Origin of the sequence: Paracoccus sp. TD-10, assembly GCF_048270675.1 — a bacterium.
GTDB lineage: Bacteria > Pseudomonadota > Alphaproteobacteria > Rhodobacterales > Rhodobacteraceae > Paracoccus > Paracoccus pantotrophus.
In genome coordinates this window covers 1,146,689-1,163,254 of record NZ_CP182418.1, presented here as the reverse complement: position 1 = coordinate 1,163,254, position 16,566 = coordinate 1,146,689, and the positions used below count along the sequence as shown (strand labels likewise).

Genomic DNA, 16,566 nt, shown 5'->3' with positions numbered 1-16,566 from the left:
GGATGGCCTCAGAACGTGAGCGTGATGGTCTCGGGCGCGCCCCGCCCCACGAGGGCGGAGAGCTGGGAGATGCGAATGGTGAGCGTGTCGCCAGGCCCGAGCGGCGCGCCCCAGTCGGCGGTCTGCTGGGCGGCGGTGTAGAGCGCGTTGGTGGCGCCCGTGCCGAGCACCCGCTTCACGGTGGCGCCGTCGAGGATCTCGACCTCGTAAGCTTCAACTTCCTCGGCGAGCGGCACTTCGACCGCGCCCCAGTTGTCGGCCGAGAGCACGCGGGACCGCCGCGTCCAGCGGATTGTAAGGTCGCCCAGTGTGCGCGGCGTGCGCCATGGCTGCTCCACATGGGCGACCGAGAACGGCCGCAGCCCCATGCCCACCGGTGTGAAGCTCTGCGCCACATAGGTGTCGTCGCTGACCGGGCGGCTGGCCGGGCCGATGCGCCAGTTCCACGGGATGCCGAGATCGGCCTCGGCGATCGGCAGCACGGCAAGGCTCTCGTCCAGCACCACGACCCGCGCGCCTGCCGGGGCCGGGTTGCCCATCGCCCCCTCGGTGCCGCGCTGGCCACGCAGGAGCCGGGTCAGGCGATAGCGACCAGGCGCCAACAGTTCGGCTGCACCCGCCTGGACGATCTCACAGAAACCCGGCGTGCTCTCCACCGCCAGCGCATTGGCGCCGCCGAACAGCGTCAGGTCGGTGACGCTTTCCAACGTGCCGGTCAGCAGATCGATCACCAGCGCATTGCCGAGGTCGAAGCGCGAGACCGGCCCCGCGTAGAAATCCGAGAACAGCGTCCCGATCCGGGCGCGGCTGCCAAAGCTGGTCAGCAGTTCGAAGCCATCGGCCGAAGGGCTGCGGAACACCGCCATCTCGCCGGGCCACGGCACGGCATGGGCTGCGATGAGCGGCCGATGCGCCGGCTGGTCCTCGGTCAATTGCGGCAGGTCCATCAGCACCGCATCCGGCGCGCCGAACACCACCGCCCGCGTCAGCGAGGCCGCGCGGGGATCGCCCGGCGGCAGATCGTAACTCGCGCGATCCTGGCGGACCGCCTCGATGCCGCGCGCCTCGGCGTCGGCGATGGAGACTAGCCGTAGGTCGACCAGCCGCCCGTCATGCACGAGCCGGATCGCGTCGGCCGGATCGAGCGCGAGACGCGAAGGCGGCAGACGGAACGCCGCTGTCTCGCGACCGACCCATGCTTCCATCAGCGCGCGGCGGCAGCGGCGCCCGGCCTCCTCGGGCGGCACCGCCATCGGGAAGGACTCGGAGGCAATCCGCGTCGTGTCGACGGTGATGCGCCGCGCCTCGACGAGGGCGGCGTCGTAATCCTCGTCGGCACGGGCCAGCTGCCATTTCAGGACCTGCGGCAGTTCGGTCTCCTGGCCGCGGGTCAGTTCGAGGACGTCGCCCTCACGGGCAGCGACCAGATCGTCGGGCGCGACGGTCGCGACGGAGGCCCGCCCGCGCATGACAAAGCGGATCACACCCTCGGTCTCGACAGCGTCGAAACCGAAATGGCGCGACAGCGTGGTGATCGAGGCGCGCGGGCTTTCCAGCGCCCCGATCACATAGCCTTCGACCGCGCCCCAGAGGCCGGAGACGTCGATGCGGGATTCCGGCATGCTTGCCCGCAGACAGAGGTGGCGGACGAGCGCGGCCAGCGACACAGCGCCAAGCCGTCCGGTCAGCCAGTGGCCGAGCCGCCAGTTCGCGCCGTCGGTCCAGACGTCGGTCAGCGCCGGAAAGAACGGATAGGGCCGCGCGTCCCAGGTCCAGGCGGCGCATTCGGGGACATGCACCATCCGGCCGCCATAGACCGACGAGATCGGGTTGTTCGCGGGCTTGCCCCACCAGAGATAGCTCGCCTCGAGATAGGCGCGCTGGATCGCGTCGTCGCGCCAGCCGCGCGAGAAATGCGGCGTGAAGCTCTCGGAAGACTTCGGGTCGAAGAAGACATTGGGCTGGTTGGTACCGCGGTCGATGGCCGGGCAGCCGAGCTCGGTGAACCAGACGGGCTTCGACTGCGGTGCCCATGCGGTCGGCGTCGCGCTCTCCACGCCGCCCTGGCGGCTATAGTGCGCGTTCGACCACCAGGCGCGCAGGTCCTTGTAGCGGAACACCCACGGCTTTCCGGCGGCGCCGTCGGTGATCGGAGTCCGCAGCTGCGCGGTACGGTCGGCGGCGCTGGCGTAGAACCAGTCGAAGCCCTCGCCACCGGCGATATTCGCCTGCAGGTAGGCCCGGTCGTGGATCGCGGGCCAGCCCTCGGCCGCGTCGGCATGCTCGAATCCGTCCCGCCAGTCCGACAGCGGCATGTAGTTGTCGATACCGATGAAGTCGATCTCGGGATCCGCCCAGAGCGGATCGAGGTGGAAGAACACGTCGCCGCTGCCATCGCCCGGCTGGTGCCCGAAATACTCAGACCAGTCGGCAGCATAGCCGATCTTTGTCCCGGCCCCGAGAATGCTGCGCACATCGCCAAGAAGATCCCGATAGGCCTGCACCGCGGGGTAGCTGCTGGCCCCGGAGCGGATGGTGGTCAGCCCCGGCATCTCGGTGCCGATGAGGAAAGCATCGACCCCGCCCGCCACCGTGCAAAGATGGGCGTAGTGCAGCACCATGCGGCGCAGACCCCAGTCTCCGGATGGCCCGGTCCATGAAACCGACTGACCCGAGACCGCAAAACTCGTGGGCGCCGCCGCGCCGAAGAGCGTCGAAACCTGCGTAGCGGCGGTGGCTGTCTTGTCCACGGTTCCGGCGAAGCCCGCCGCAGGTGAACAGGTGATCCGTCCTCGCCAGGGGAAAGCGGGCTGACCCGTCTCGGCGGCGTTGTCGGACCAGGGGTTCGGCAGGTTGTTCCCGGGCGGGACATCCATCAGGATGAACGGATAGAAGGTGACGCGCAGCCCGCGCGCCTTCATCTCCTGGATCGCCTGCACCACGGCGAAGTCGGACGGCGTGCCGCCATAGACGGGGCGATTCTGATCATCGCGGCTGACGAGAAAGGCATTGGCGCGGCCGACGCCATTGACCGACCAGCTGCGCGGCGTGGTGGATTTTGCCGATACCTCGACGCCCGGCCGCACCTTGCAGGTGCCCGCGCGCAGGTCGTCACCGAACCAGGCGACGACGAGGCTGACACTCTCGACCGCCGGGGCCATCGCCTGCAGCCGGTCGAGCGCCACCACCATGTCCGCCTCGTCCGGCAGCGCGTTCAGGTTCTCAGATACCGTCGCGCCGCCATCGGTCTTGCGGATCGCCTGAGTGGCATAGGTGAACTCGCCCGAGGCGGGGATCATGGTGACGGCGCGGGTCAGCCCCTCGGCGGTGTCGGGATCGGCAAGCGGCCGGAATACCTCGAAAGAGAGCTGCGGCAGGCGGTTGCCGTAGCTGGAGAGCGGCAGTTCCTCGAAAACCACATAGGCCGTGCCGCGATAGGCCGGCGTGTTCGCCGCGCCCATCTTCGCGGCGATGAACGGATCGGCCGCCTGCGCCTCGTCGCCCGGATACCAGCGCCAGGTCACGCCGGTCAGGTCCATCGGCTTGCCGTCGGCCCAGATGCGGCCGATGCCGGTGATCTGCCCCTCGCAGAGCGCCACGGCAAAGCTTGCATAGTACAGATATTCGGTCGTCTTGACCTTGCCGCCCCCGCCGCCCTTGCCGCCACCCTGCGTGGTGGTCTTCGTCTCCTCGCGGAAATCGGTGGCCCAGATGATGTTGCCGCCGATCCGCATCCGGCCATAGAGCCGCGGGATCACGGCCCCCTCGGTGGAGGATGTGATGCGCAAGCTGTCGAGCCGCGCCCCTTCGATCCGCTGCGTCGGCGCGAGCGAGGAAACGATCCAGCTGTCGACAACCGAGCCGATGGTGGAGCCGATGAAGCCGCCGATGGTCGCCGCACTGACACCGAGGATCGCGCCACCGATCGAACCGCCAATGGCGGCACCGGCGGCGCCGAGAATGAGGGTGGCCATGTCGTGGTCTCAGCGTTGCGGAAACAGGAAGACGAAGGCGATGCGCCGCCGCCAGGCTTGGGTCAGCGGCTCCTCGATCACGCCGAGTCGCTCGTAGGCATGGAGGAAGGTGTCGGGGCCAGTCAGGATCCCGACATGCTTTGCGATGGCGCGCGACCTCATCCGAAGGAGAACCAGCGCACTGGGACCGGCATCGGCCGGGGCGATCTCCGGCATCATGCGCCGCGCGCTTTCGGCCAGCACCTCGCGCGGACCGGTCTCGCCCCAGTCCCGACTGTAGGGCGGGATCGGGAATGGCTCGGGGCCCACGACTTCGCGCCAGACACCCCGGGCGAGACCAAGGCAGTCGCAGCCGACGCCCTTGAGGCTCGCCTGGTCGTGATACGGCGTGCCGAGCCACGACCGTGCCGCCGCGATGACCTTGTCGGGATCGGCGGTGTTCACAGCACACCTCCGTCGTGACCACCGTCCTTGGTGGCATAGCGCAGCACGGCATCCTGGCCGGGGATGTGCGGGAAGCCGCGGAAACTGGCGCTGTTCGCGAACTTCGCGCCGCAGGTCTCGATCCGCTTGTCGCAGCCCGCGCGGATGGTGAAACCGTCGTCCTCGCTGATGGCCCGCACCGGGGCCTCCAGCAGGGTCAGCACGGCGATGCCATCCGTAAGGTCATGGCCCAACACCTCGGTGCGCCGCCCAGCGTTTGCGCCGGAGGTCCAGTCCAGCGTCCCGAATGTGAACCAGCCCGCCTCGAAGCCGCCGAGACCGGAGGCGGTGAACGCGCGATCCCGCAGCAGATCGACCGCAGCACCCGCTCCCTTGAAGGCCGGGTCCTCCAGATCGACGCCACAGCGCGCATCGCCGAGCGCCGCGTCGCAACTCGCCTGGAATGTCCGCCCAACCGTCTGGCCCAGCACGTGCGCAAGCGAGCGCACCTCCGCCACGAAGGCGAGCCGCCCCCGCCGGATCTGGCCGATGGCCCCGCGCCGCATCAGCACGCGCTGCGCGGTGTCGGCCCAGTTCACCCGCCAGACCTCGACCGCCGCGTTGTCCCAACGGCCATCGAGGATGTCGGTCTCGGTGATGCGGTCCGAAGTCAGCACGCCTTCGGCGTCCTGCGCATCGACCGACAGGTCGGAACCCGAGCGCACCTCGGAGGCCGTCAGCCCGCTCTCGGGTTCGAAATCGGTGTCGTCGAAGCTGAGCGTCCGGTCGTGATCGGTGAAGCCGAAGGTGACACCATCGGCCCGCGTGATCCGCCAGCACCAGGCGAGCGTGGTCGTGCCCTCGTCGAGATGGGCCTGCAGAGCGGGCGAGAGGGATTTCACTTCCGCCCCCAGCCGCGAAGCAACGCCAGAGAGGCCAGTGCGGACGAGACGACACCGCCGCCAGCGCCGGTCAGGGCGTAGAGGTTGAAGGGCCTCAGGTCGAAGGTGCCGGTTGCCAGATCGAAATCAGCCAGCCCGGCCATCGCCAGACCAGAGGCTGCCAGACAGGCAAGGTAGATCAGCCCACGCGCGAGGTTCCAGTTCATGACGTTGCCTTTCCTTTGAAATGGTCCAACAGCCTCCGCCACCAAGACGGAGCGAAAATGGTTTGCGTCGGCACCGGCACGCTTGCGGGATGCAGCAGCGCCAGCGCCTCGCCCTCGGTCAGACGCCGGATCGGTTTCGAGAAATCGACCCGGCCGTTGCGGTCGACCGACCAGACGGGGATCGTTCCGGCGGGATAGCGGCCCGTGGCGAAGAGATCGCGTTCTGCCTCGCGGCGCGGGCGGATCGCGGCGGGTTTGAGCCAACCCATGAAGGCTGTTGCCGCAGCTGCCCGGTCGCCCGCGTTCAGGTGCCGGGTCAGCGCCGCCTTGGCGATGCCGCCCGTGTTGTAGTGAAACGAGACCAGCGCATCGAATTCGTGCGGTTCGAGCGGCACCTTCACGGCACGCAGGACGGCGGCCTCGTAGCGCGTGAGATCGGCGCGGAATACCCGGAACGCCTCGCGGATCCCGGCATCGAGATCAACGGGCATGCCGCGCGGCATTGTGGCGGGATCGGGCAGACCGGCTGCGGCCGTGTGGCCGATGCCGGAGGTCCAGACCTGTTTCACATCCGTGTAGGGTCCGGGCACGATGCCTTCGTGCCGGACGAGGGCCAGCAGCCCCCGGTCAGTCATCTGCATGGAAATCACCCCAGAAGCGAGAGGATCAGGATCAGCGCGGCGATGGCGATGCCGACGCCCAGCCGGTGGCGGAAGGCCTGGCCGGGATCGGACGGGTCGCAGCGCAGGGAGCGCGCGAGGCGGAGAAGGTCATGCATCGCCATCGCCTTTCCCGGCATGGCGCAGACGGGCGAGCAGCACCTCGATGAAGGCGGGACCGAAGACGCCGACCAGATAGGCCGCCGATCCGGCCGCGCCCCCGGCCGGGATCGCCTCGGGCGGCAGGCCGAGCCAACGGGTGATGATCGCCATCGACAGGCTGCCCATCCCGGCCGCGATCAGACCGCCAAGCAGGATGTGGCGTAGCGCATCGCGCAGCCGCATCTTCGTCGTCAGCGCATTGGTCGCCCCCCCGAGCGCGCCCCAGGCGGCGAGGATCACCGCCGTGGAGGCGAGCAGTTCCTTCAGCGCTGCCGCCAGAAATCCGGTTTCGTCGTTCATCGTCGGATCTCCAGAAGCGGGATGGAGGTGATCGAGCCCAGCCGCTCGAGGTCGAGCGTCACGTCGAGCACGTCGGTGTCGAAGCGGACCGGGACATCGAACTCGAAGCCTGCGGTGACCGCGACGCCAGCGCTCGGCGGGGTGGTGAAGGTGATGACGCCGGTCGTGGTATCGACGGACCAGCCAGACGCCTGCGGTGCGCCATTCAGGGCGATGGTGACCGAGCCCGCGACCGGCTTGGTGATGGTCCGCACCCACGACTGGCTGCCCGAGGCGTATCGCTTCACCAGCTGGAAGGCGGTCGTCGCGCCATTGCCGGTGCCGATCGCCTGGTCGGTCGGCGAAGGCGTGCCCGAGGGAAGGCAGGATTTGTGATCGCCCCAGTCCTTGAACCGGAAGCCATGGAGGCGACCGTTCCGCGTCTCGAAGAAGGCAACCACGGCGGCTAGATCGTCGGCCCGGCGGATACCGTAGGCCACGTCGTAGCGACGGCGCGAATTGGCCCAGCTGGCGTTGCGCTCTTCGTCGCCCGAGGCAAGTTCGACGATCTGGGTGCGCCGTTCGGGCCCGCCGCGCGCGCCTCGGCTGATGTTGTCCGGGAACCGGACCTCATGGAACGCCATGGGTTACATCCCCCGGCGCCCGAGCGAGACCGCCCGGGCGATGTCGGCCGCGACCTGCGTGCGGGATTGCCGGAAACTCTCGGCGTCGCGGGCCATGATGGTGACGTAGATCCCACCGCCCGTGCCGTAGCTCTGCGCATCTCGCCGGGAGAGCACGCGTTCGCCGCGCTGCAGGATCGCAGGCACCTCATCATGGCGAAGCCCCACCGCACCGCCCGAATGCATCCGGGGTGCGGCGGCGAAGGCCATGGCCGGGACCATGCGCGAGGGGCCGGACGATCCGACGATGCCGCCTGCGTGCAGGATATTGGCGAAGATCCCGCCCGCGCCGCCAAGCGCGCCCGAGAGCGCGTTGGCGATGGGACCGAGGATGAACCGCCGCGCCGCGAGCTTGGCGAGATCGGCGATGAGCGAGGTCACCAGATCGCGGAAGTTCAGCTTGCCGGTCTTCACGAACTCTCCCACCGCGTCCTCGGCCGACTGGAAGGCGCTGACGAGGCTCTGGCCGATATCGCCGCCAATCTCCCGAGCCCGGCTGGCATAGTCCGAGAGCGCCGCCGTCACGGCCTGCCATCCGGTCAGCGCGCGCTCCGCCCCGTCTCCAGCAGCGGTTCCGGCATCGCGGGCAGCACCTCCGGCGCCATTGGCCGCGGCAGCGGTGTCGTCGAGCCCGGCCGCCAGTGCATCGGCGGAGGTCGCGGCATCTGTCAGCGCGGTCCCAGCTTCCGTGCCGGACCCGGTCACGGCATCCTTCAGCGCCTGCCAGGCGGCAAGCGGCCGGGTCGCGGCATCGGTCAGCATACCCGCAGCCTCGCGATAGGCATCGGCCCGGGCACGCGCGTCATCCGCCATGGCACCGAGCCCGAGATCGGGCGGTGCGATATAGGTCCGGGCGAGCGCGTCTGAGAACGCATCGGCCGCTGCCGTACCGGCCGCCGTCGCGGCCCCCTCGAATGGGTTGTCGATCCGGCTCAGGTCCACTGCGTCGAGCGTGCCGATCCGCACGCCGCCTTCGCCGACCGCCCATTCGGGCAGCAGGGCCAGCGCGGCGTTCAGCGTTTCGATAAAGCTGTTGATGCGCGTGACGACGCCGTTCAGCATCGCCTCGACCCCGCCGATCAGCCCGTTTGCGGCCTGGTAGGTGAAGTCGCCGATGGTGCCCGGCAGGCTGCCCCAGATCGCCACCGCACCGTCATACGCGCCCTGGAAGATTGCCACAGTGCGGTCGCCGAATGTCAATCGGCGTTGAATGGTGCCCCCTTATCGGCGTCCAAAAGGGACCCCTCTGGCGATGTGGTGAGCAGGCCCGTGGCGGCGTAGCTTTTCAGCTGGCGCAGCCGACGCGGGCCTGCGTTTTGGAGGGCGGTCAGGCTCTTGTTTTGATGCGCCAGCTGTCGTTGCCGGTTTCGACGATGTCGCAGTGGTGGGTGAGACGATCGAGCAGCGCGGTGGTCATCTTCGCGTCTCCGAAGACGGTCGGCCACTCTCCGAATGCGAGGTTGGTGGTGACGATGACGGAAGTCTGCTCGTAGAGCTTGCTGATCAGATGGAACAACAACTGGCCGCCGGACTGCGCGAATGGCAGATATCCGAGTTCATCGAGAATGACGAAGTCGAGCCGCATGAGATGCTCGGCCAGCCGGCCGGCCCGCCCTGCACGGCCCTCGGCCTCCAGCCTGTTCACGAGGTCCACAACGTTGAAGAAGCGGCCGCGAGCGCCGTTGCGGATGACGGCGCGCGCGATCGCCACGGAGATATGGGTCTTGCCGGTCCCGGTGCCGCCGACCAGCACGACATTGCGCTGCTGGCTGAGGAATTCCCCGCTGGCCAGGTCGCGCACCAGCGTCTCGTTGATCGGCGTATCATCGAAGGTGAACTCCTCGATCTCCCGGGCATAGGGCAGCTTGGCGGTGGTGATCTGGTATTTGACCGAGCGCGCCTTCTTCTCGTTGATCTCGGCGGCCAGAAGATCTCCGACGATCTGGCGGGGTTCGTGCTGGCGGCGCACAGCCACCGCCATGAGTTCGTCGTAAGCGGCGCGCATGCCGTAGAGCTTCAGCTCGCCCATCGCTGCCATGATCTCTGCACGATCCATCAGCCGGCCCTCCGCAGCAGGTCATAGCGGGCACAGTCGGCCACCGGTTCATGGGTCAGGCGCAAGGCCGGAGAGGTGAGCAGCAAGGGTGGCGGCTCCGGGTCGCACCTGCGGGACAGGATGTTGAGGATCACATCGGCGGAGTGGACGCCCTGCGAGAGCGCTTCGGCGCAGGCCTTCTGCACGGCGGGAACTCCCTCCGTCAGCACGGCGCCGAGGATCTTCACCATCTGGCGGTCACCGTCCGAGGAGCCCTGCAGCTTGCGACGGATCTGCTCGAGGGCGCCGGGCAGAACCCAGTCCTTGAACGGTGCGCCATTGCGCAGCGCCCCGGGTTTGCGAAGCAGGACAGGCACATAGTGCCAGGGATTGTAGATTGTCCGGTCCCGCCCGAAGTGACGGGGATGGTCCCCGACCAGCCGCCCTTCCTGCCGGATCTCGATCCGTTCCGCATAGGCCCTGATCTCGACCGGCCGCCCGACAGCCGTTGCCGCGACAGAGTATTTGTTGTTGTCGAACCGCACGAGGCAGGTCTTCGATACCGCCGCAGGCAGCGAGTGGAAGCCGTCGAAGCGCCCGGCATAAGGGACGAGGTGCGGGCGTTCTTCCTGAAAGACTTCCCAGATGGTCTTGTCCGTCAACTCCGGATGCTTGCTGCTCCTGGCCGAGGCGATGCACTTGTCCAGCAGCCAGGCATTCAGTTCCTCGTAGCTCTTGACCCTGACCCGGGGTGAGAAGAACCGTTGGCGAACCGTGCCGACCTGGCTCTCCACCTGACCCTTCTCCCAGCCCGAGGCCGGGGTGCAGGCGACGGGCTCGACCAGATAGTGGCTGGCCATCTGCAGGAACCGACGATTGTAGAGGCGCTCCTTGCCGACAAAGATGGTCTCCACCGCCGTCTTCATGTTGTCGTAGATCCCGCGGGTGCAGGTGCCCTTGAAGAAGGCGAAAGCCCGATCATGGGCATCGAACACCATCTCCTGCGTCTCGCGCGGATAGGCCCGCACGAAGAACATCCGGCTGTGGCACAGGCGAACATGGGCCACCTTGATCGTGGTGGTCGCCCCATCGATCAGGACAACCTCGTGGCTCCAGTCGAACTGATAGGCTTCGCCGGGGGCAAAACTCAGCGGCACGAAGGCGGACGAGGCACCGGAGCTTTGAGTGCGCGCCCAGACCGAGGCGTAGCGGCGGACCGCATCATACCCGCCTTCATAGCCAAGGCCGCGCAGTTCCTCGTAGATCTGGATCAGCGTCAGGCGTTCCCGGCGCCCACGAGCCGCGTTGATCGCCAACAGCCGGCTCAGTTCCTCAAGCCAGGCGCCCAGCTTCGGGCGTGGCTGAACCGTCCGGGTGTAGGTGAACTCCGTTATCCCGGTGCGGATCACCTTGCGCACCACCTTCTTCGACAGCTTCAGGTCGCGGCAGATCGTCTTGATCCCCTTGCCCTCGGTAAAATGCAGCCGCCTGATTTTTGCGATTGTCTCCACGATCAGCATCCCGCGCTCGGCCTCCGATAATCCTCGGAAGCACAATGGACCCAACCCCCGGTCGGTGGGGTCCCTTTTGGACGCCGATCACCCCAGAAGCGGGGTCCTTATTCCACGCCGCTCAACACGCCACTGGCATCGAAGTGCTCAGGTGCACGTTCGAAAACTCAATCGTTTCAGATCTTTGAAAGCTATTCACCAAATCCGCGCAGTCATCAGGTCCGGAGAATATCCCGCCTGAGAGACCGCTTCCGGACGGCCCGGCAGCGGGGGCAGTGCTCAGCCCCACCCGCATAACCCTCGAAAACAACGGAAAAATCCGGCCGGGGCCGGATGGGGAGAACGCTTTCGCGAGGGCAAGTGGCGGAGGGGATGGTACTGCCGTCCAACCTTCTCTGGACCATGCTACGTAGCGGCGCGGGGCCGTACGAGTTGGATCGAAGTTTCCGGTACCACAACTTCTCCACGACGTCGGCGCGAGAAGGCAAAGGCGTAACGACCGAAATTGTCGCCCTAACGATTTATTTCTCAGATCGCGTATTATCGTGACAGGGAGATGTTCGGTGGCGAATAAGAAATTCGGATTGTCGAAATCGAAGATCGCGGCGTTTGAACAGTGTCCCAAGCGTTTGTGGCTGCATGTCCACCGAGCGGAGCTCGCCGATATTGATGATGCGGCTGCGGCCGGTTTCGCCGCTGGCAATACCATCGGTGCGATCGCCTGCTCTCTTCTACCGGACGGCGTCATGGTCAAGGCCGATCCAGATCTCAAAGCCGCTCTTCGGACGACCGAACAGCTGATTGCGGAAGGGCACCCCGGGCCAATCTTCGAAGCCACATTCTCCCATGACGGCGTTCTGGTGCGGATCGACATTCTCGAGCGCGATGCTTCCGGTGGTTGGGCCATCCGGGAGGTGAAGAGTTCAACCCGCGCAAAGGACCACCACCACGGTGATCTCGCGACCCAAGTCTGGGTTGCGCAGAAGGCGGGAGTCAATGTCAGCGCCGCCGCGATACGCCATATCGATAGCGCTTTCGTCTTGGGGCAGACGAACAAGTTCGATGGTCTCTTCGCCGATACCGAGCTTCTCGACGACATTGGCGGCATGGTCGCTTGCCGAGACGATACCATCCGTGAGGCCAGAACCACCCTAGCCGGTCCCGAGCCGGTGGTCGAAATTGGCGGCCGCTGCGCTAGTCCTTACGCTTGTGAGTTCACCGCCTATTGCAACCGCGACATCCCGGCGGGTCCAGACTGGCCGGTTGATCTCCTGCCCTATGGCGGCGGCCGCAAGTGGCGGGCGGAAGGCATAGAGGACTTGATGACCATCAATGCCACGGGCCTGGAAGGGCGCGAAGCCAACATCGTACAGGCCACGCAAAGCGGTCGTCCGTATCATGACGTAGAGGAAGCTCGCAGAGTGATCGACGGCTGGAGTTACCCTCGCGCCTGGATTGACTTTGAGACGATTGCCTTCGCCGCACCGCGTTGGGTTGGCACGCGACCCTACCAACAGATCCCGTTTCAGTTTTCGGTTCATCTTGAAGAAGCCGATGGAAGCATCACACACCACGAGTTTCTACACCTCGACGGCGGAGACCCGCGCCACGCCTGCGCGCAAGCACTCGTCGCCGTCGTTCCGGCAGGAGCAACCCTCGTTGCCTACAATGCTAGCTTTGAAAAACGCGTACTGGAGGCTCTCGCCGCCGCCGTGCCCACGTATGCAGACCGGGTGATCGGGATGGCGGAGACCATCGTCGATCTCCTGCCGGTTGCTCGGCAGTCCTGGTATCACCGAGACCAGCGGGGATCGTGGTCTCTGAAGGCGGTACTGCCTACCATCGCGCCGCTCGATTATGCTGGACTAGAAGTGAAGGACGGTGGCGCGGCGCAAGCGGCCTATCTTGAGGCGATTGATCTGGCTACCACGTCGGAACGAAAGCTTGCGATCGCCGCGGCGCTCCGTTCCTATTGCGAGCGCGACACTTGGGCAATGGTTGTGATGGCACGCGCACTGAGGGTGTCGAAGGTCGCTGAAGAAGAACATGTTGCCAGCATCAACCGGGTGTCGCGTGACGGCGAACAACCGTTCAGGCACGCCTAAGAGGTCGCACATTTACGGCAATACCGTGAAATCCTTCCGCCGGTGTCCCTTGACCAGATCGGCGACAGCCTTCGGGGCGATGACTTCGACGGTATCGCCCCATTGATACAGGTGCCACGCCATTTCGTAATGGCCTGAGGCCCGAAAGCGCACGGTGATCGAGCCATCTGCGTGATGCTCGAGCGTCTGGTCCGGATGGAAACGCCAGTTCGCAGCCGAAGCGGCTGCTCTCGGCGCGAACCGCCATTCCACATCCTCGTATTCATTCGCATTCCAGAAAACGCCGAAGCAGCGGCGTGCATGTTCGGCAAGCGTGAAGCCGTCTGGCATGGCACGCGCGGGCTTGTCGGCGATCACGGGATCAACGATCCGGTCCATGCGCCAGTGGCCAGGCTCGCCCCCGCTAGGTGCGGTAGCTACTCGCGCTACCAGATACTTGCGCGGGCCGAGGAGGACGCCCACGGGCTCCACGCTGCGGGGGGTCAACGATCCATCAGACCCCTTGTAACCGAAGCTGAGGCAGCGCCCTTTCAGAATGGCCTCGCTCACGATGCGTTCGATCGCCTCATCGATCCCGATCTGCGGACCTGGCTGCGCAACAATGGCCTGCGCGTCGCGGAGTGCCTCGAAATCAACTTCGAAGCGTGCGCGTCGGCGAGTATCAAGTGCCATCTGGAGCGCATTCTTCATCCGCTCGAGGCGTACTGCCCCGTCCCTGTCGTTGCGTTTTGCAAGTACGTCCGTGGCCCGATCGAGCGCGGCGAGATCCGCCGGATCAACGAGGGGCATGTTGGCAAGATCCTTCGTGCGCAGCGTCCAGCGCCGGTGATTCTCCTCGTCGGTGCTAACTTCAAGGCCCGCACCGAAAAGGACACCGAGTTGCGCAAGCATCCTCTGGCGCTGACGTTCCAGCGCTGTTTCGGACTGTTTTGAAGACCCGTTCTCTGTCAGTCGTGCTTCAATCTCGGAGGCGCTGAGTCCGTAATGGCTTCCGGCCAGTGCCAATGCCAGGTCCAATAATTCCCTCGCTTTCTCGTAGGCCATTCCGCATCGCACCTCCGTTAGTTCGGCCCATTTGTGCACTGCCGACCAAATTTGTCGACCCGGCGTGGCATCTATCATTCTAGAGAAGACAAGAACTGATCTGGAACGGGGACGAACATGACTGACGGTTTGTATTTCAGCGGTCACGCCACCGCCCGCATGACCCAGCGTGGGATCCACGGCGAGGTCGTCAAAACGTTGTTCGCCTATGGCAGGTGCAAGCGGTCTCGCGGAGCGGACATCTACTTCATGGATCGCAGCGCCCGGCAGCGGGCTCTTGATGATATCGGCCCAAAGACCTTCGCGCGGCTCGAAAAGAGCCTCAATACTTACCTCGTGGTCGCCGACGATGGCACTCTGGTCACTACCGCACGACGCCTACGCCGCCTCCGCGACTGAAGTTGCCGGCACGTTCGGCTGGGCCTCATCTTTTAATCTTAGAGATCAAACCATGCGACGCACCGCTCACGTCCGTTCGACTTCTCTTTTCGATGTCCCGTTCGGCGCTTATGAACGGCATCTCCTGCGCGGCTACGCGCTGGCCGCGTTCCTGCCTGAGAAAGGCAAGCGGCGTCGTGATGTCTCCGATGACCTCATCGACTGGTACAAGACCAATCGCCGGATGCTCGCCTACCGGATTGCGCCTCTCGATGCATTCTTGGAACGCGCCCGGTCAGATCGCGATTTTTCCGGCTCCACTTCGTTGCGATACACTGGCCGGAACTTTCCGGTCTACGATGGACCGGCGCCCGCGCCTTCTGCGCTCCAAAAGCGCCTCGACTGGGCAGCTGGAACGCTTCGACTTAACAGCACCGAAACAGCCTTTCTCGGCGCTGTTGTTCGTCTGACTTACGTCCGGCCGTTCTGCGAGTTCTACGAAGCAGCAATGGAAGGCCGCTCGTGCGACGATGAGGTTCAAGCGATGGCTGCCGCCCGCATGGCGGGATTGACCGAGCGCGAAGGCCGTCGTCTCGCCAGTCACCGCAGCCCCCTGATGCAACTCGGACTCCTGGAGGATCGCAGCGGTGGCGACGTTGCGGTGTCGGCCACCCTGATCGATCTGCTTGCGACACGAACCTGCGATCCGGTCGTTCTGCGCCGATCGCTCTTGGGCGAGGCGACGACGACCAACCTTACACTGGTTGATTTCCATCACCTGGGCGTGGCCCGCGACAACGCCATGAACCTCTTGAGCGGAGCTCTCTCGAGAGGCGAGCGCGGTGCGAGCCTTCTATTTTACGGAGCGCCGGGAACCGGGAAGACCGAGTTCGCCAAGCTGATTGGCGCGGAAATCGGTGCCGATGCCGTCTTCATCGGCGAGCGTAGATCGGAGCTGGAAGACAGTCGCCTGCGTGCGGAGCCCTCCCGCGCCGACCGGCTGTCGCATCTCGCCTTCGCCTCCGCGCTCGCTGAGCGCGCTGGGCGCGTTATCCTCATCATCGACGAGGCAGATGACGTTTTTACCGGAGTCGATGACGAGGAGTTCTCCAATCGCTCCGGCTCAAAGGTGTTCATGAACCGTATTGTCGAAGCCTGCCCCGTGCCGATGATTTGGATCACCAATCATCCGGACCGTCTCGGCGACGCCGTTCTGCGTCGCATGCTCTATGCGGTGGAGTTTCGCGAGGCGGACCGGACAACACGCCAGCGTATCGTTGAACGCCACGCAAACGAAAAAGGCGTTCCGCTTGCGCAGAGCGCGATTGACCGCCTCGCCAGTCTGCCCGCCGCCCCCGCATTACTCGAGACGGGAATACGCGCCGCCGCGCTGGCGGTGGCCGAGGGAGACAAGGCCTGCGACCTTGCGATAGCTGTCACTCGGTCGCTCCTAAAGGTCGCAGGACGCGACCGACCACCTGAGCCGCTCGCCGGTCCGATCGCGTTCGATGCCAACCTCTCCAACGCCGACACCGATCTTGCTGAACTGGAGCGGCAGGTAGCAGCGACCGGCCCGGCCGCGCTTTCCTTTCTCTTCTCCGGCTTGCCTGGCACGGGCAAGAGTGCGTTCGCCCGTCACCTCGCTACACGCCTCGGCCTAGAAGTCCTGGAGAAGCGCGGGTCGGACCTTCTTGGAATGTTCGTGGGCGAGACCGAGAAGCGCATCGCCGATGCCTTCGCCGAAGCTGCCGACACAAGACGCTTCCTGATCTTCGACGAGGCAGACTCGCTGCTGGCTGACCGCGCTGGCGCTCATCAGAACTGGGAGGTCGGCCAAGTTAATGAGATGCTGACCTGGATGGAGCGTCACCCCGCTCCCTTCGCTGCGACGACAAACCTCGCGGCGCGCCTTGATCCGGCGACGCAGCGCCGCTTCCTCTTCAAGGTAACCTTTGGTGCCATGACGAGCGAACAAGCGTCCAGCGCCTTTCGCCGGACGTTCGGTGTCGAAGCGCCCTTGCTCGTGCAGAGACTCCCCCAGCTTACACCAGGGGATTTCGCGATCGTCGCTCGCAAAGCCAAAGTCCTCGGCATCAATGATCCGATTGCGCTGGCCAGCATGCTCGAGGTTGAAGTACTGGCCAAGCCAAGCGCTTCAAGGCGTATCGGGTTTTGAGTAGGCGGAACAGAGATGCCAGAGAATAC

14 protein-coding genes and 1 pseudogene are annotated in these 16,566 nt (G+C 65.6%); 3 read left to right on the top strand and 12 right to left on the bottom strand.

Going from position 1 to position 16,566, the window contains the following annotated elements:
• Positions 1-8 precede the first annotated feature (8 nt).
• The 11 genes and pseudogenes from ACNKFW_RS05675 to istA form a co-directional block, all read right to left on the bottom strand.
• Complete coding sequence (locus ACNKFW_RS05675) at positions 9-3,974, bottom strand: baseplate multidomain protein megatron (protein WP_147427901.1); 3,966 nt, start codon at positions 3,972-3,974, stop codon at positions 9-11.
• Positions 3,975-3,983: 9 nt separating this feature from the next.
• Positions 3,984-4,418, bottom strand: a complete 435-nt coding sequence (locus tag ACNKFW_RS05670) for a peptidase (protein WP_418024082.1) — start codon at positions 4,416-4,418, stop codon at positions 3,984-3,986.
• A complete protein-coding gene (locus ACNKFW_RS05665) occupies positions 4,415-5,299 on the bottom strand; it encodes a DUF2163 domain-containing protein (RefSeq protein WP_418024081.1) in 885 nt (294 codons plus the stop codon). The genes ACNKFW_RS05670 and ACNKFW_RS05665 overlap by 4 nt, the downstream gene beginning before the upstream one ends.
• Positions 5,296-5,505 (bottom strand): hypothetical protein, encoded by a 210-nt coding sequence (locus tag ACNKFW_RS05660; RefSeq protein WP_119896236.1) that lies wholly within the window; start codon positions 5,503-5,505, stop codon positions 5,296-5,298. Before ACNKFW_RS05660 ends, ACNKFW_RS05665 begins: the two co-directional genes overlap by 4 nt.
• Entirely contained in the window at positions 5,502-6,146 is a 645-nt protein-coding gene (locus ACNKFW_RS05655; protein ID WP_147427898.1) for a lysozyme, read from the bottom strand. The genes ACNKFW_RS05660 and ACNKFW_RS05655 overlap by 4 nt, the downstream gene beginning before the upstream one ends.
• Before the next feature lie 5 nt (positions 6,147-6,151).
• Entirely contained in the window at positions 6,152-6,283 is a 132-nt protein-coding gene (locus ACNKFW_RS05650; RefSeq protein ID WP_269846609.1) for a hypothetical protein, read from the bottom strand.
• Entirely contained in the window at positions 6,276-6,626 is a 351-nt protein-coding gene (locus ACNKFW_RS05645) for a hypothetical protein (RefSeq protein ID WP_058248933.1), read from the bottom strand. Before ACNKFW_RS05645 ends, ACNKFW_RS05650 begins: the two co-directional genes overlap by 8 nt.
• On the bottom strand, positions 6,623-7,249 hold the full coding sequence (locus tag ACNKFW_RS05640) for a DUF2460 domain-containing protein (protein ID WP_147427897.1): 627 nt from the start codon (positions 7,247-7,249) through the stop codon (positions 6,623-6,625). Before ACNKFW_RS05640 ends, ACNKFW_RS05645 begins: the two co-directional genes overlap by 4 nt.
• Before the next feature lie 3 nt (positions 7,250-7,252).
• A pseudogene (locus tag ACNKFW_RS05635) lies at positions 7,253-8,485 on the bottom strand (phage tail tape measure C-terminal domain-containing protein); the annotation flags it as partial.
• 130 nt (positions 8,486-8,615) lie between these two features.
• Positions 8,616-9,344, bottom strand: coding sequence for an IS21-like element helper ATPase IstB (gene istB, locus ACNKFW_RS05630; RefSeq protein ID WP_062562743.1), 729 nt, complete (start codon positions 9,342-9,344; stop codon positions 8,616-8,618).
• Positions 9,344-10,843: an IS21 family transposase gene (gene istA / locus ACNKFW_RS05625; protein WP_418024080.1), complete on the bottom strand. Its 1,500-nt coding sequence runs from the start codon at positions 10,841-10,843 to the stop codon at positions 9,344-9,346. The genes istB and istA overlap by 1 nt, the downstream gene beginning before the upstream one ends.
• 554 nt (positions 10,844-11,397) lie before the next feature.
• Here istA and ACNKFW_RS05620 point away from each other — a divergent pair.
• Entirely contained in the window at positions 11,398-12,939 is a 1,542-nt protein-coding gene (locus tag ACNKFW_RS05620; RefSeq protein ID WP_418024079.1) for a DUF2779 domain-containing protein, read from the top strand.
• Positions 12,940-12,951: 12 nt separating this feature from the next.
• Here the strand turns inward: ACNKFW_RS05620 and ACNKFW_RS05615 are convergent, their stop codons facing one another.
• Positions 12,952-13,983, bottom strand: coding sequence for a helix-turn-helix transcriptional regulator (locus ACNKFW_RS05615; protein WP_418024078.1), 1,032 nt, complete (start codon positions 13,981-13,983; stop codon positions 12,952-12,954).
• 117 nt (positions 13,984-14,100) lie between these two features.
• Here ACNKFW_RS05615 and ACNKFW_RS05610 point away from each other — a divergent pair, with 117 nt between their 5' ends.
• Both ACNKFW_RS05610 and ACNKFW_RS05605 read left to right on the top strand, forming a co-directional pair.
• Complete coding sequence (locus tag ACNKFW_RS05610; RefSeq protein ID WP_418024077.1) at positions 14,101-14,382, top strand: hypothetical protein; 282 nt, start codon at positions 14,101-14,103, stop codon at positions 14,380-14,382.
• A gap of 52 nt (positions 14,383-14,434) precedes the next feature.
• Positions 14,435-16,537, top strand: coding sequence for an AAA family ATPase (locus ACNKFW_RS05605; protein WP_418024076.1), 2,103 nt, complete (start codon positions 14,435-14,437; stop codon positions 16,535-16,537).
• Positions 16,538-16,566 lie beyond the last annotated feature (29 nt).